Annotated in this window: 16 protein-coding genes; 6 read left to right on the top strand and 10 right to left on the bottom strand. The window is 73.3% G+C overall.

From position 1 onward, the window contains the following. Positions 1-167 precede the first annotated feature (167 nt). Positions 168-1,289: an NADH:flavin oxidoreductase gene (locus OHT01_RS22045; protein ID WP_328554840.1), complete on the top strand. Its 1,122-nt coding sequence runs from the start codon at positions 168-170 to the stop codon at positions 1,287-1,289. 81 nt (positions 1,290-1,370) lie between these two features. On the opposite strand, the gene OHT01_RS22050 is transcribed toward OHT01_RS22045, so the two are convergent. Both OHT01_RS22050 and OHT01_RS22055 read right to left on the bottom strand, forming a co-directional pair. Continuing rightward, entirely contained in the window at positions 1,371-1,640 is a 270-nt protein-coding gene (locus tag OHT01_RS22050) for a DUF397 domain-containing protein (protein WP_328554841.1), read from the bottom strand. Next, positions 1,621-2,463 (bottom strand): helix-turn-helix domain-containing protein, encoded by an 843-nt coding sequence (locus OHT01_RS22055; RefSeq protein WP_328558213.1) that lies wholly within the window; start codon positions 2,461-2,463, stop codon positions 1,621-1,623. The genes OHT01_RS22050 and OHT01_RS22055 overlap by 20 nt, the downstream gene beginning before the upstream one ends. Before the next feature lie 115 nt (positions 2,464-2,578). Here OHT01_RS22055 and OHT01_RS22060 point away from each other — a divergent pair, with 115 nt between their 5' ends. Beyond that, positions 2,579-2,818: a hypothetical protein gene (locus OHT01_RS22060; protein ID WP_328554842.1), complete on the top strand. Its 240-nt coding sequence runs from the start codon at positions 2,579-2,581 to the stop codon at positions 2,816-2,818. Continuing rightward, positions 2,815-3,015 carry a hypothetical protein gene (locus tag OHT01_RS22065; RefSeq protein ID WP_328558435.1) on the top strand — a complete coding sequence of 67 codons (201 nt, stop codon included), beginning with the start codon at positions 2,815-2,817 and terminating at the stop codon, positions 3,013-3,015. Before OHT01_RS22060 ends, OHT01_RS22065 begins: the two co-directional genes overlap by 4 nt. Before the next feature lie 33 nt (positions 3,016-3,048). Here OHT01_RS22065 and OHT01_RS22070 read toward each other — a convergent pair whose 3' ends face one another. The 4 genes from OHT01_RS22070 to OHT01_RS22085 form a co-directional block, all read right to left on the bottom strand. Next, positions 3,049-3,636, bottom strand: coding sequence for a hypothetical protein (locus tag OHT01_RS22070; RefSeq protein ID WP_328554843.1), 588 nt, complete (start codon positions 3,634-3,636; stop codon positions 3,049-3,051). 57 nt (positions 3,637-3,693) lie between these two features. Then, a complete protein-coding gene (locus OHT01_RS22075; RefSeq protein ID WP_328554844.1) occupies positions 3,694-5,187 on the bottom strand; it encodes a PTS transporter subunit EIIC in 1,494 nt (497 codons plus the stop codon). Positions 5,188-5,203: 16 nt separating this feature from the next. Then, entirely contained in the window at positions 5,204-6,139 is a 936-nt protein-coding gene (murQ, locus tag OHT01_RS22080; protein WP_328554845.1) for an N-acetylmuramic acid 6-phosphate etherase, read from the bottom strand. 195 nt (positions 6,140-6,334) lie between these two features. After that, positions 6,335-7,255 carry a MurR/RpiR family transcriptional regulator gene (locus tag OHT01_RS22085; protein ID WP_328554846.1) on the bottom strand — a complete coding sequence of 307 codons (921 nt, stop codon included), beginning with the start codon at positions 7,253-7,255 and terminating at the stop codon, positions 6,335-6,337. Between the two features lie 56 nt (positions 7,256-7,311). On the opposite strand from OHT01_RS22085, the gene OHT01_RS22090 reads away from it, so the two are divergent. Both OHT01_RS22090 and OHT01_RS22095 read left to right on the top strand, forming a co-directional pair. Further along, positions 7,312-7,707: a hypothetical protein gene (locus OHT01_RS22090; protein ID WP_328554847.1), complete on the top strand. Its 396-nt coding sequence runs from the start codon at positions 7,312-7,314 to the stop codon at positions 7,705-7,707. Beyond that, positions 7,704-7,967 (top strand): DUF4031 domain-containing protein, encoded by a 264-nt coding sequence (locus OHT01_RS22095; RefSeq protein WP_328554848.1) that lies wholly within the window; start codon positions 7,704-7,706, stop codon positions 7,965-7,967. Before OHT01_RS22090 ends, OHT01_RS22095 begins: the two co-directional genes overlap by 4 nt. A gap of 274 nt (positions 7,968-8,241) precedes the next feature. On the opposite strand, the gene OHT01_RS22100 is transcribed toward OHT01_RS22095, so the two are convergent. From OHT01_RS22100 to OHT01_RS22115, 4 genes are all read right to left on the bottom strand, one after another. Beyond that, complete coding sequence (locus OHT01_RS22100) at positions 8,242-9,348, bottom strand: GNAT family N-acetyltransferase (protein WP_328554849.1); 1,107 nt, start codon at positions 9,346-9,348, stop codon at positions 8,242-8,244. A 20-nt stretch (positions 9,349-9,368) separates the two neighbouring features. Beyond that, positions 9,369-10,604: a Cmx/CmrA family chloramphenicol efflux MFS transporter gene (locus tag OHT01_RS22105; RefSeq protein ID WP_328558214.1), complete on the bottom strand. Its 1,236-nt coding sequence runs from the start codon at positions 10,602-10,604 to the stop codon at positions 9,369-9,371. Positions 10,605-10,773: 169 nt separating this feature from the next. Then, the gene (locus OHT01_RS22110; RefSeq protein WP_328554850.1) at positions 10,774-11,451 is read right to left on the bottom strand and encodes an HD domain-containing protein; all 678 of its coding nucleotides are present in this window, start codon (positions 11,449-11,451) and stop codon (positions 10,774-10,776) included. Between the two features lie 69 nt (positions 11,452-11,520). Beyond that, positions 11,521-12,507: a helix-turn-helix domain-containing protein gene (locus tag OHT01_RS22115; protein ID WP_328554851.1), complete on the bottom strand. Its 987-nt coding sequence runs from the start codon at positions 12,505-12,507 to the stop codon at positions 11,521-11,523. Between the two features lie 111 nt (positions 12,508-12,618). Between OHT01_RS22115 and OHT01_RS22120 the strand changes: the two genes are divergently transcribed. Then, the gene (locus tag OHT01_RS22120; RefSeq protein WP_328554852.1) at positions 12,619-13,650 is read left to right on the top strand and encodes a saccharopine dehydrogenase family protein; all 1,032 of its coding nucleotides are present in this window, start codon (positions 12,619-12,621) and stop codon (positions 13,648-13,650) included. Positions 13,651-13,676: the final 26 nt, after the last annotated feature.

Consider the following 13,676-nt stretch of genomic DNA (forward strand, 5'->3'; position numbering starts at 1 on the left):
GGAGCGTGGCCCGGATCACAGCGGCATTTCCCGACGCGGCGGAATGCCCTGCCCGGTGCGGCGGTTGACGCTGAAGAGCAGTCGATGCATGTGCACATACCGCATGGAATCTCCTGCCTCGCCGACCACTCGACGTCATACCGACCACCTCGCCGAGGAGCCCCCACGTGACCGCTGACGCCGCGTCCCGCGCAGCCGAGATCCTTTCCCGTCCCGTCTCGATCAACGGCCTGACCGTCCCGAACCGGATCGCCATGGCGCCGATGACCCGGATGTTCTCGCCGGGCGGTGTGCCGGGGGAGGACGTGGTCGGCTACTACTCCCGCCGCGCCGCCGCGGGCGTGGGCCTCATCGTGACCGAGGGCACCTACGTCGGCCACGACTCGGCCGGACAGAGCGACGCGGTGCCGCGCTTCCACGGGGAGGACCAGCTCGCCGGGTGGACGAACGTCGCCGACGCCGTGCACGCGGCGGGCGGCACGATCGTCCCGCAGCTCTGGCACATCGGCATGGTCCGCAAGGCGGGCGAGCCGCCCTTCGCGGACGCCCCGCCCGTCGGCCCCTCCGGCCTCTACAAGGAGGGCGCCGAGGTCAGCGGCAAGAGCATGACCCAGCAGGACCTCGACGACGTCATCGAGGCGTTCGCCAAGGCCGCCGCGGACGCCGAGCGCATCGGCTTCGACGGTGTCGAACTGCACGGCGCCCACGGCTACCTGCTCGACCAGTTCCACTGGGCGGGCACCAACCGGCGCGAGGACGCCTACGGCGGCGACCCGGTGGCCCGTACGAAGTTCTCGGCGGAGATCGTCGCCGCGGTGCGCGCCGCGGTCTCGCCCGAGTTCCCGGTCCTCTTCCGCTACTCGCAGTGGAAGCAGCAGGCCTACGACGCCCGGCTCGCGGAGACCCCGGAGGAGCTGGAGGCGATCCTCGCCCCGCTCGCCGCGGCCGGTGTGGACTCCTTCCACGCCTCCACGCGCCGCTACTGGGTGCCCGAGTTCGACGGTTCCGACCTCAACCTCGCCGGCTGGACGAAGAAGCTGACGGGCAAGCCCACCATCACCGTCGGCTCGGTCGGCCTGGACGGCGACTTCATCAAGGCCTTCGCGGGCGAGGGCTCCCCGGTCAAGGGCATCGACGACCTCCTCGACCGCATGGAGCGCGACGAGTTCGACCTCGTGGCCGTCGGCCGCGCGCTGCTCCAGGACCCCCAGTGGGCCGCGAAGGTCCTCGCCGGCCGCTTCGACGAGCTGGCGCCGTACGACGCGGCGGCGCTGGGTTCGCTCAGCTGACCCGAGCTGACTCGCTGACCTGCTGTCCCGGAGGGGCGGCGCCCGCTGCGACGCGGGCGCCGTCCCTTTTTGGTCAGCCGTTCAGCCGGTGGCGCCGAGATGCCCGACGAAGGTGCCCCAGGCGGCGGCCCCGAAGGTGATCACCGGCCCGAGCGGATTCTTGGAGTCCCGCACGGGGACGAGGGCCGGGTGACCGTCGGCGACTTCGAGGCAGTCGCCGCCGTCACCGGCGCTGTACGTCGACTTGCGCCAGCGAGCGACCTCCAGGCAGTTGCCGCCGTCCCCACCGCTGTAGCTGGACTTGAACCAAGCTGCGGCGCTCAGATCGTGCTCATGGGCGTTGTTCTCCATGCTCGTAATCCTCCGCCACGCACTCGATCAGAGCCAGGGAATCATGCGGGGAAAGTGCCGACGCCTGAAGGAGGTTGAACGTGAGGATGTGGCGGGTGACCGTGGCGGGGTCGTCCAGCAGCTTTCCCATGTTCGGCGCATCCACGAAGGACAACGCGGGCGCGTCATCGAACTCCATGAGCTTCAGAGACCCGTGCATCGACGCGTGAGCTCCCGCGTCGAACGGCAGTACCTGCATGATGATTCGGTGCGCCCTGGTCAGGCCCGCCACGTGTCGGAGAGCCTCCGCCATCACGGCGCGGCCTCCGACCGCTCGCCGTAGAACGGCCTCATCGGCAACCACCCACAACAGCGGGGTTGTTGGATCGTCGATGAGACGCGCACGCTCCAAGCGGGCGGCCACCAGCGCGGCGATCTCGGCGTCGGGTGCTGTCGGCGCGTACGCGCGGAACACCGCTTCCGCGTACCCCTCGGTCTGCAACAGCCCCGGGATCAGCAGCGTCGAGTACTCCCTGATCGCCGTAGCTATCGCCTCCGCCTCCGCCGCCTCGGCGAAGTGGTCCGGGTATCTCGACTTGGCGAGGGCGGCGCAGTTGCGGGTGAAGAACCCGTTCGTCCCCAGGATCTCGTCTATCTGGACGGCGTACTCAAGCTGCAACCGTCTTGTCCCCGACTCCAGTTGGCCGATGAACGAACCGCTGACGAAGAGCGGTTCGCCCAGTTCGGCCTGGCTGAGGCCGGCGTTCTCGCGGGCGTGCCGCAGCTCGGCGCCGATCATGGCGCGGGGCGAGGAGGACGGATCGAGGTCCTTGGGTCCGGGCAGGGCAACTCCCTGTCACACAAGAGGGATTGTTGGAGCGCCGACTCTTCCCAGGCTAGAGGGGGTATGGCCACGCTGGGTGGTGAATGGGAACACTCAGCGTGGAAGGTGCGGTGCGATGGAGATGACGTCGAGTAGGCGCGTGCGGCCGACGGAGGAGATCGTCGAGGAGCTGCGGGCGGCGCTGACCGGGGTCGGCGTGGTGCTGCCGTCGCTGCGGGTCGATCCCGTGACCGGCGCGAGCGACGAGCCCTTCGCCCTCGTCGCGCTCGGCCGCTGCAACGTGGGCACCGCCCAGAAGCTGACCGCCGTGCTGCGCGCGTGCGGCACCGGCGAGGGCGGCGGTGCTGAGGCGTGAGTGAGGAGTACGCCGTCGACGTTCGGGACGGGCGGCTCGGGCAGGTGATGGGGCGCGAGGGCGGCCTCGTACAGCTGAGGCCGCTCGGCGGCGGGCGCGAGTGGGACTGCCCCGAGGACGCCCTCGGGGAGGCGCCGCCGGGGGAGGTGCTGCGGGCGCGGGTGCGACGGCTCAACGCGGAGGCGCGCCTGCCGTGACCCCGCGCCCGGGAAGGGGGCGGAACCGCTCGCCTACAGATTCCCCATCGGCTCGATGTCCACCTTCACCGGCGTGCCCCAGATGCGGAGCACCTCGTAGTCGGTGAACTCGTGGACGAGGCGGTAGGCCATGCCGGGGCGGGGGGTCCGGCGCTCGGCGGCGAGGTAGCGCTCGGCTTCCTGGCGGTCGCGCCGGGGGGTGCCGCAGAGGTGCCACTCCTGGCCGGTCCAGACTTCCGGGAGCCAGCGCTGCTGGGGCTGGGGGCGGTCGCCGCGGACTCCGTAGCGCGTCATCGTGCGGTCGGGCAGCTCGTCCGGGGAGGGCGCCCGGCCGTGCGCGTACGCGTCGTTGACCTCGGTGCGGCGGGCGGTGCGGCGGCGGGTCTCGCAGAGCAGGCAGCGGTCCGGGGCGCTCTCGTCCACCGGGCCGTTCGGATGCTCGTTGCAGCGGGTGGTCGGCGCCGCCGTCGTCACCGTCTCGTCGAGCAGGTCCAGTGCCCGCTTCAGGTCCGCCTTGACCTCGTGCAGCTTGGCGTCGGGGGTGTCGCTGTTCAGGGCGTCACCGTGCTCCCCGAGCAGCCGCAGGGCGCGGCCGAGGGCGGTCAGCTGTGCGTGGTTCATGGACCCAGCCTCGCACGCGCCACCGACAGTGCGGCCGGGACAGGTCCTGGACGTGTCCTAGACGGCCGCCTGTTCCGCCGCTTGTTCGGTCCGGCGGGCCGGTGTCAGGCCGCCGAGGCCGAGGAAATAGGTGGCCGCGAACCCGACGACGTACCCGGTGAGCAGACCGCCCGCGTAGATCGCCGCGGTCAGGGCGAGGCCCCGGTTGCCGGACAGCAGCGGGAACAGGGCCAGGCCCGAGGGGCCGATGGCCGTCGAGCCGACCCGGTCGCCCAGCATCGAGAAGAAGCCGATGAAGGCGCCGCCCGCCGCTCCGCCCGCGCAGGCGGTGACGAAGGGGCGGCCGAGGGGGAGGGAGACGCCGTAGATCAGGGGTTCGCCGACGCCCAGGAGGCCGGCCGGGAGCGCCGATCTGATCGTCGTACGCAGCGAGGTGTCGTGGCGCAGCCGGACGTACACCGCGAGGGCGGCGCCGACCTGGCCCGCGCCCGCCATGGCCAGGACGGGCAGCAGGACGGTGTAGCCCTGCTGCTCGATGAGCGTGGTGTGGATGGGGATGAGGGCCTGGTGCAGCCCCAGCATCACCAGGGGGAGGAACAGGGCGCCGAGGACCAGCCCGGCGAAGGCGCCCGTGGTGGAGAGCAGCCAGGCGGCGGCCGTGCCGATGGCGGAGGAGAGCGCCCCGGCCGTGTACATCAGCGCGTACAGCGTCACCAGGCCGGTCAGGAGCACGGTCAGGGTGGGCGTGACCAGGACGTCCAGGGTGGGCGGGACCCAGCGGCGGCACCACTTCTCCACGTACGTCCCGAGGAGCGCCGCGGCGAGGGCGCCGAGGACACCGCCCTGGCCCGGGGCGAGCGTCACGCCGAGGACCGTCACCTTGGCGACCCCCGCGTACACGATCACCGAGGCCACCGCGCCGCCCAGGATGGGGGTGCCGCCGAACTCCTTGGCCGTGTTGTAGCCGACGAAGACGGCGATGAGCGCCATGAATCCGGCGGCGATCGCGGTCAGGGCGGGGGTGAGGCCCGGCAGCACGCCGAGGTTGACCAGCAGGCCGTTGAGGCCGGCGATCACCCCGCAGCCGATCAGCGCGGGGATCAGCGGCACGAAGATGTCCGCGATCCGCCGCAGCAGCAGTTTGAGGGGGGTGGCGTTGCGGCGGGTCCGGGCGGCCCTCAGTTCGGCGCCGCGCAGGGCGAGCAGGTCCGCCGTGCTCGTTCCGGCGTCGTGCGGGGCGAGCCGGCCGGCGGTGGCCGTCACTTCGGTGCCGTGCAGGGCGCCCGGGTTCGCCGCGGCCGTCAGCAGCGCCTCGAACTCCGGCGTCACCCGGGCGACCGTGCCGGGGCCCAGGACGATCTGGCAGGTGCCGCCGTCCGCGACCAGGCCGAGGACGGCGGGCAGGGCCCGCAGGCCCTCCTCGTCCACCAGGTTCCGGTCCCGCAGGCCGAGCCGGAGCCGGGTCATGCAGTGGGCGACGGTGAGGACGTTCGCGGGGCCGCCCACGAGGGGGAGGATCGCCGCTGCTGTGGTGGAGTCCGGTGTGCGCACTCCCCGAGCGTGCTGGTCAGCCGGACGACTTCGCCAGCGCGGCGCGCAGATGGCCCTCGGACTCCTCCAGAAGGCGGGCGGCGGTGGGCCCGTCGACACCCCCGACGATGGTCAGGATGGCGTTCTTCACCTCGCCGTCCGTGGCGGCGAGCGCGTGCTCGATCTCCTCGTCGGAGGCGCCGGTCGCGAGCGCGACGATCCGGCGGGAGCGGGCCCGCAGCTTCTCGTTCGAGGCGCGTACGTCGACCATCAGGTTCCCGTACGTCTTGCCGAGCCGGATCATCGTGATCGTCGAGAGCATGTTCAGGACGAGCTTCTGCGCGGTGCCGGACTTCAGGCGGGTGGAGCCGGTGAGCAGCTCGGGGCCGACGACGATCTCGATGCCGTGGTCGGCGGCGGACGCGAGCGCGCTGTGCTCGTTGCAGGACAGGCCGACCGTGAGCGCGCCCTGCTTCCTGGCGTGTTCGACCGCGCCCACGGCGTACGGGGTGCGGCCCGAGGCGGAGACACCCACCACCGTGTCGTCGGCCGTCACGGCGAGGGCGTCCAGGTCGGCCGCCGCCAGTTCCCGGGAGTCCTCGGCGCCCTCGATGGAGGTGACCATGGCGGTCGGGCCGCCCGCGATGACGCCCACGACCCGGGAGGGATCGGTGTTGAACGTGGGCGGGCACTCGGAGGCGTCCAGGACTCCGAGGCGGCCCGCGGTGCCGGCGCCCGCGTAGATGAGGCGCCCGCCGCGGGCCATGCGCTCCGCGATGGCGTCGATCGCGGCGGCGATGAGCGGGAGCCGCGCGGCGACGGCCGTCGGCACCGTCGCGTCCTCCCCGTTCATGAGCCGCGCGATCTCCAGCGTGGGCAACCGGTCGATCTCGGACAGTTCCGGGCGGAACGCCTCGGTGGTCAGCGTCTCCAGCTCTGCTCGGAGATCGCCGTGGTCGGACATGGAGGTCATGGGAGGAGCGGCTCTTTCCGGTGAGGTGTCGTACCGCGCCCCGGGGGCGGGGCGCGGGCCGGGACGACGTGCGGCATCGCCACGCGGGCGCGATCGGCCGCCCGCGGGCCGCAGTCCTCCCGCTGGTTCAGGTCCCCGGTCCGTGCGCGAGGCCGGTCTGCCCGCGCGCGGCGCGGGTCTGCTCGCGCGGTGCGGCTACCGTCCGCCGCGCGGGGAGTGGCGGTGCGCCAGGGCCTCGTACGAGGCGGACAGCGCGGGCGCCGCCGTCTCGTAGGTGCGCTGGGCGACCCCCACGAACAGACAGTCCACCACCAGGAGCTGGCTCGTGCGCGACGACATGGCGGCCGGGCGCAGCTCGCTCTCGCGGGCGGTGGACGTGGTGAGGATGTGGTCGGCGTACTGCGCGACCGGGCCGTTCGGACGGCCGGTGATCGCGACCGTCGTCGCCCCGTGCTCGAAGGCGACCCGGAGCGGCTCGATGACGTCGCCGGTCGAGCCGGAGTGCGTGATGGCTATCGCCACGTCCTTGGCGCGCAGTTGCACCGCGTTGGTCACCGCGAGGTGCGGGTCGCTGTGCGCGTGGACCATGAGCCCGATCCGCATGAGCTTCTGCAGCAGATCCTGGGCGACGAGCCCGGACGCGCCGACTCCGTAGATGTCGACGCGGCGGGCGGTGGCTATGGCGGCGACGGCTTGGCCGAGCTGGACCGTGTCGAGCGCGGCGGCGGTGTCGGCGAGGGTCTGCTGCTCGTCGTACGCGAGTTTCGCCACGACGTCCGCTATCGGGTCGTCGACGGCGATGTCGGCGGTGACGGCGGGGGCCCGGCCCGACTGCTGCTGGGCGGCGAGCCCGGCGAGCGCGAGGCGCAGGTCCCGGTATCCGGGATAGCCGAGGAGGCGGGCCGTGCGCACGACCGTGGCCTCGCTGGTGCCGGTGAGCTCGGCGAGTCCGGTGACCGTGAGGGCCGCGCAGCCGGCCGGATCACCGGCGACGGCCTCGGCGACCCGCTGCATGGAGCGCGTCATCGAGGGCGCGAGGGTGCGCACCTTGGCCGCGAGGGCGGCGGGGGCGGGCGGTGCCTCACCCGCGAAAATTTCCTTCACGTCATGGGTCACACCATGAAAGATATTTTCCTTTGGGGCATACGGTCAAGGGTGCGCACAATAGGGGCATGGACCCCTCCGGCAACCCCCTCAGCCCCCTGGAGCAGGCGTTGCACGCGGCGCGCGCCCGTGTACTCGCCGACCTGATCGCGGGCCGGGTCGCCGAGGCGGACGTCGTCTCCCTGGTCGAGGACTCGGTCGTGCAGCGCCGCTGGTGGGTCGAGCAGTGGCCGGAGGGCGCCGGATTCGTCGCCGGGCTCGTCGCCCAGGACGTCCAGGACGCGCTGCTGGAGCGGTACGGGCGGTGGCCGCTGTGCCCGGTGTGCGCCAACGGCGACCCGCACGCCCTCGAAGTCGAGCCCGAGTTGGGGCCCGACCCGCACTGGGTGTGCCACCAGGCGGGCGTGAAGGTGTCCCCGGTGGGCTCCCTCGCCTCGGCGACCGGCGGAAACCCGCCCTCGTGACCGTCTACATCGATCCGCCCACCTGGCCGGGCCACGGCCGCGTGTGGTCCCACCTGATCAGCGATGTCTCGTACGACGAACTCCACGTCTTCGCCGAGGAGTTGGGCGCACCGCCACGCGCCTTCGAGCGCGACCACTACGACATCCCCTCGCACCGCTACGCCGACGCGGTCGCGGCGGGGGCGGTGGAGGTCAGCAGTCGCGAGGTCGTACGACTGCTGCACGGGGCGGGACTGCGCCGCCGCAAGCGGGCGGCCTGACGGGCGGGACGCCCTCGTGCGGGGCCCGGCCCTCGCGGAGCCCTCACCGGACCGCCGCGCCCGCCCGCGCCCCCGTGCCCGTACCCGGCGGACCGGCGCGCCCGTACCCGCACCCGGCCGTCGGGCGACCCGTACCCGACCGGCCCGCCCGCACCCGTACCCGGCCGTACCCGTACCCGGCCGACCGGTCCGCCCGCACCCGACCGGCCGCCCGGCCGTACCCGACCGGCCGCCCGGCCGTACCCGCCCGGCCGACCGGCCGACCCCCGCCGGCTCAGCTCTCGCGGGAGTACAGCCGCAACGACCCTTCCAGGTCGTGCAGTTCGCGGGTCGCCTTCTCCAAGTCCTCGCTCACGCGGGTGTACCCGGCGCGGGCGATCACCCGCTGGGAGGGGGCGTTCTCCCGGTCGATGGCGGCGAACAGGAGCTTCACGTCGTCGCGGGCGAGGGCGTGCTCGGACAGCGCGCGCAGGGCCTCGGTCGCGTAGCCCTGTCCGCGGGCGTTCTCCGCGAGGTCGTAGCCGACCTCGGCGCGCCCCTCCTCGTCGGGCACACCGTGGAAGCCGATCCCGCCGACCGCCAGCCCGTCCGCACGCCGTACGACCACGAACATGCCCCACTCCGGCCGGTGCTCTCCCTTGCCGTACGCGCTGACGATCATCCCCGCGGCGTCCCGGGTGCCATCGAACGGGCCGCCGTCGATCCACTCGAAGCCGCCGGTGCCGCCCGCGCGCAGATCGGCGGCCGCGGCCGGGGTGACCCCCTGGAGGGTGAGCCGCTCGGCCCCGATCACCAGGTTGTTGCTCCAGCGCCAGTCGGAGACCGGCTCCCGGCCCGGCAGTTCACCGCGCCCGGTGGCCCACAGGAGGGTGCTCCACGGCGCGTCGGGCTCGGGCCGCACCTGCGGGAAGATCCGGGTGAGGACCCAGGTGCACAGTTCGTCCGGCGGGCTGTACGGCAGGCCGAGTCCCTCGGCGATGTCGTGCGTGTGCAGCAGCACCTCGGCGACCCCCATCGCGGCGAAGCCCTCGCGGTTCGCGCTGCGGAACGGGTACGGATGGAAGGCCCGCACCTCACGCGGTGTCGTCCGGACCGCGGCGGCGAGCAGTCCGCCGGTCGCCTCGATCACGTCGACGACCCCGGCATTGCCGGTGCCCTCGTCCAGCGCGATGTCGAACGGCACGTACGCCTCGGTGGCCCGGCCGGCCAACTGCCCCGCGTACGCGATGAGATCACTCGCGATGTGCTCGGCGGTCCGCCGGCAGTTCCACTCCAGCCGTCCCGCCCGTACGCCGTCCCAGTCGCGTCCGGCCGCCGGCCTGAGCAGCGCGGCACAGCTCGCGACGGCTTCTTCCACCCGGTCCCCACCCATGTCTGCCATGCGGCCGAGAATAGGACGGATCACGCTTCGGAACGTACGGGATTGTTCGCCGAGCCCGCCGAGCCCGCCGAGCCCGCCGTGTCCGCCCTGCCCGCGACCCGTGAGCCCGGCGTACGGCGGTTCGGCCGCAGGGACACGAGGGCCAGGCAGACGGCGGCCGTGTTCAGGGCCGCGCCCGCCCAGGCGGTGGCCGGGTACCCGAGCCCCGCGTCGATGACGGCGCCGCCGATCCAGGGACCGGCGGCGTTGCCCAGGTTGAAGGCGGCGGTGGTGGTGGCGGCGGCCAACGTCGGGGCCGCCGCCGCGACATGGAACATCCGGGCGTTCAGGGCCGGGGCGGTGCTGAAGCAGGCGATCCCGAGGAGGAAGGAGAGCAGGACGGCCGCGACGGCGTACCGCCCGAGGAGGGCGAACGCGACGAGCACGACGGTGTCCGCCACCATGCCGCTGATCAGCACCCCGAACAGGTGCGCGTCGGAGAACCGGCCGCCGACCGCCGCCCCGATGAGCGCGCCCGCGCCGAACAGCGCCAGCACGGTCGGGACCCACCCCTTGTCGAGGTGGGCGACATCGGTGAGCAGCGGCGCGAGATAGCTGAAGGCGCAGAAGACACCGGCCGCGGTGAGGGCGATCGTGCCGACGGACAGCCAGACCCGCCGGTCGCGGTAGACGAGCAGTTCCCGGCCGAGCCGTGGGCGCTCGGCGGGGGGCGGAATGGGCGGGACGAGGGTCACGATGCCGACGAGCGCGACGGCGGAGGCGGCCCCGACGGCCCAGAAGGCGGAGCGCCAGCCGAGCCCCTCGCCGAGGAAGGCGCCCGCCGGCACGCCCAGGATGTTCGCGATCGAGAGCCCGCCGATCATCACGGCCAGCGCCCGCGCCCGCGAGGTCACCGGCACCATCGCGACGGCCACGGAGGCACCGACCGCCCAGAAGCCCGCGCAGGCCAGGGCGCTGACGACACGGGACACGAAGAGCACGGCGTACCCGGGGGCGAGGGCGCCGGCCACCTGGCCGAGCCCGAAGACCGCGATCAGGGCGACGAGGGTGGTCCGCCTGGGCAGCCGGAGCGTGGCCACCGCGAGCAGCGGCGCACCGACGACCATGCCGATCGCGAACGCCGAGATCAGCAGGCCCGCCCGCGGGATGCTCACGCCCATGTCGTCCGCGATGGGCGGCAGCAGCCCGGACAGCATGAACTCGCTGGTGCCGAGGGCGAAGACGGAGAGGGCGAGGATGTAGACGGACAGGGGCATACGGGGGCGGGCACCGGCGGGTGCGGGTATGTCCGGCTTCAGGGGGCCGCGGCTCGGGGGCATGCGTCCTTGGTACGCGGTCCGGCGCCCGCCGTCGAACCTGTTTCCCGGATCGCGGACCGGCGGCCGCGAGTCGCGGGGGTCCGGCGTGGTGCCGGCCGGGCGGATCTCACGTCCGGGTCAGCGCCGCCAGTTCGTCCCGCATGTTCCGGCGCGCCGGTTCCGCCCACACGCGCTCCCCGTACGGCGTCCTGAACAGGCGTGGCAGGTCCAGGAGTTGACGCATTACGGCCGCCCGGCCCACGCGGAACGCGTCGTCGGGGACGAAGGCGTACTCCTCGCGGACGGCGGCGGTGTAGGCGGCGTACCCGGCCGGGGGCGAGGCCAGGATGGCCAGGTCGGCGTCGCACAGGACGGCGCCGTCGGTGTCGCCGTCGGCCGGGTCGTGGGAGACGGTGAGCCGGACGAGCCGGGCGACCTCGGCCGTGCGGTCGGCGCCGACGCCCAGCTCGGCCAGCGCGCGTTCGGCGAGCCTGGCCGAGCGCTCCTCGTTCTCCGAGCGGTCCGGGAGATACACGGCGTCGTGGAACCAGGCCGCCAGCCGCACGGCGGCCGGGTCCTCGGCGTGCTCCCCGTGGGCCTCCAGCACGTCGATGCGGTCGAGGACCGCGAGGAGGTGATCGGTGGTGTGGTACCTGCGCCGGGGTTCCGCCCAGCGGTCCAGGAGGTTCGCCGCGTAGGGGTCCGGCGAGGGTCCGGACCCGCCGCTCCGGGCGGCCAGGACGGTGTCCGCCCAGCGCTTGGCCAGCTCCGCGTGGGCCGGGTGACGGGTGCTCTCTGCTGCCATGGGGCCATTGTCCCCGTAGCCCGTAGCCCGTAGCCCGTAGCCCATGGAGCGGTAGCTGCCGCAGTCGGCTCAGGGACGCCGGGGGTGTGGCTGTGCGCTGTCGTCCGGGCCGGGGCGGGTCCGTGAGCGGAAGGTGCGGCGGTACGCGTCCGGAGGCACGCCGACCGTGCGGTTGAAGTGTCGGCGCAGTGTCGTGGCGGTACCCATGCCGGTGGCCGCCGCGATCGTGTCGACCCCGGCGTCGGTGGTCTCCAGCAACTCCTGTGCGTGGCGTATCCGTTGGGTCAGCAGCCACTGAAGCGGGGTAGTGCCGGTCACCGACCTGAAGTGGCGGCCCAGGTTGCGCGAGCTCATCCGCGCCCGGCGGGCCAGGTCCTCGACGGTCAGCGGACGGTCCAGCCGCTCGATCACCCAGGGGAACAGCTCGGCGAGCGGGTGGTGGTCCGGAGCGGGCACCGGGGTGGTGACGAACTGGGCCTGGCCGCCGTCCCGATGGGGTGGCACGACCAGGTGGCGGGCGACGGTGTTGGCGACCGCCGAACCGTGGTCGAGACGGACGAGGTGCAGACACAGGTCCATGGCGGCGGCCTTGCCCGCGGAGGTGAGCACGCCGCCGTTGTCCACGTAGAGGACGTCCGGGTCCACCGTCACCCGGGGATGCCGGGCGGCCAGCTCCCGGGTGTGCGCCCAGTGCGTGGTCGCGCGCCTCCCGTCCAGCAGCCCGGCGGCGGCCAGGACGAACGCGCCGGTGCAGAGGGAGGCCACGCGTGCGCCCGCCTCGTGCGCGGCGCGCACCGCGTCGACCAGGTCGGCGGGCGGCTCCTGGTCGATGTCGGTCCAGCCCGGGACGATCACCGTGTCGGCGCGCGGGAGTTCGTCCAGGCCGTGGTCGGGCTCCAGCAGGAAACGGCCGGCCCGCACGGCCTTCGGCCCGCACAGCGCCAGGTCGTACCAGGGGCCCGTCACGGCGGCCGGGGCGGACCCGAAGACCTCGCAGGCCAGGGCCAGTTCGAAGGGCAGCATCCCGTCCGTGACGGCCAGCGCGACAGAGTTCATGTCCGTAATTGTACGGGGCATGGCGTTCCGGACACTCGTGCGGGAAACCTGCCCTCGACAGGATGTCCGGGACGGATCAAGGCAGTTCACGGTGAGCACGGGGGAGAACCCATGGAGTCGGGTCAGACGGTGACGGTGTTCGGCGCGTACGGACACACCGGGCGGTTCGTGGTGGCGGAGCTGCTGGAGCGCGGGTTCGTCCCGGTCCTCTCCGGCCGCGACGCCGAGAAGCTGAAGGAGTCGGCGGCCTCGCACCCCGGACTCGACATCCGCCCGGCGTCGGTCGGCGATCCGGCCTCGCTCGATCACGCGCTGGCCGGCGCGGCGGCCGTGATCAACTGCGCCGGGCCCTTCGCCGTGACGGCGGCCCCGGTGATCGAGGCGGCCCTGCGCGCCGGAATCCCGTACGTGGACGTGGCGGCCGAGATCGAGGCCAACCTCGACACGTTCGCGCACTTCACGGAGCGCGCCCGCGCCGCGGGAACGGTGGTCGTCCCCGCCATGGCCTTCTACGGCGGCTTCGGCGACCTGCTGGCCACGGCCGCGATGGGCGAGTGGACGTCGGCCGACGAAGTGCACATCGCGTACGGGCTGAGCGGCTGGCACCCCACCGCCGGGACGCGAGCCGCGGGCACGGTCTCCCGGGAGCGGCGCGGCGGCCGGCGCGTCCGTTACACCGGAGGGCGGTTGGAGTACCGCGAGGACGCGCCGCCGACCCTGGAGTGGCCGTTCCCCGAACCGATGGGTCCGCGGGCCGTCATCGGGGAGTTCTCGATGGCCGACGTGGTCACCGTGCCCAGCCATCTCGCCGTTCCCGAGGTGCGCACGTACATGACCGTCGAGGCGGCCACGGAGCTGTCGGCCCCGGACACCCCGGCTCCGCGCGCGGTCGACGAGCTCGGGCGATCCGCGCAGACCTTCGTCGTCGATGTCGTCGTACGTTCCGCGGGCGTCGAACGCCGGGCCGTGGCCAGGGGCCGGGACATCTACGCCGTCACCGCGCCGCTGGTGGTGGAAGCGGTCGGCCGCATCCTCACGGGACGCACCGGGACGGTCGGCGTCGCCTCCGCCGGGGAGATCTTCGACGCCCCCGACTTCCTCCGCGCGCTGTCCGGGCACATCTCCTTCGAACTGCGCCGTTGACGGGCTCATCCCTCGCGCCGGGCGGC

The organism is Streptomyces sp. NBC_00358 (genome assembly GCF_036099295.1).
GTDB lineage: Bacteria > Actinomycetota > Actinomycetes > Streptomycetales > Streptomycetaceae > Streptomyces.

Excerpts from the sequence above, each read along its gene's own strand:
- OHT01_RS22050 (WP_328554841.1), bottom strand. The coding sequence starts at position 1,640 with ATGGAGAACAACGCCCATGAGCACGATCTGAGCGCCGCAGCTTGGTTC.
- OHT01_RS22060 (WP_328554842.1), top strand. The coding sequence starts at position 2,579 with ATGGAGATGACGTCGAGTAGGCGCGTGCGGCCGACGGAGGAGATCGTC.
- OHT01_RS22070 (WP_328554843.1), bottom strand. The coding sequence starts at position 3,636 with ATGAACCACGCACAGCTGACCGCCCTCGGCCGCGCCCTGCGGCTGCTC.
- murQ (WP_328554845.1), bottom strand. The coding sequence starts at position 6,139 with ATGACCTCCATGTCCGACCACGGCGATCTCCGAGCAGAGCTGGAGACG.
- OHT01_RS22090 (WP_328554847.1), top strand. The coding sequence starts at position 7,312 with ATGGACCCCTCCGGCAACCCCCTCAGCCCCCTGGAGCAGGCGTTGCAC.
- OHT01_RS22100 (WP_328554849.1), bottom strand. The coding sequence starts at position 9,348 with ATGGCAGACATGGGTGGGGACCGGGTGGAAGAAGCCGTCGCGAGCTGT.
- OHT01_RS22105 (WP_328558214.1), bottom strand. The coding sequence starts at position 10,604 with ATGCCCCTGTCCGTCTACATCCTCGCCCTCTCCGTCTTCGCCCTCGGC.
- OHT01_RS22110 (WP_328554850.1), bottom strand. The coding sequence starts at position 11,451 with ATGGCAGCAGAGAGCACCCGTCACCCGGCCCACGCGGAGCTGGCCAAG.
- OHT01_RS22115 (WP_328554851.1), bottom strand. The coding sequence starts at position 12,507 with ATGAACTCTGTCGCGCTGGCCGTCACGGACGGGATGCTGCCCTTCGAA.
- OHT01_RS22120 (WP_328554852.1), top strand. The coding sequence starts at position 12,619 with ATGGAGTCGGGTCAGACGGTGACGGTGTTCGGCGCGTACGGACACACC.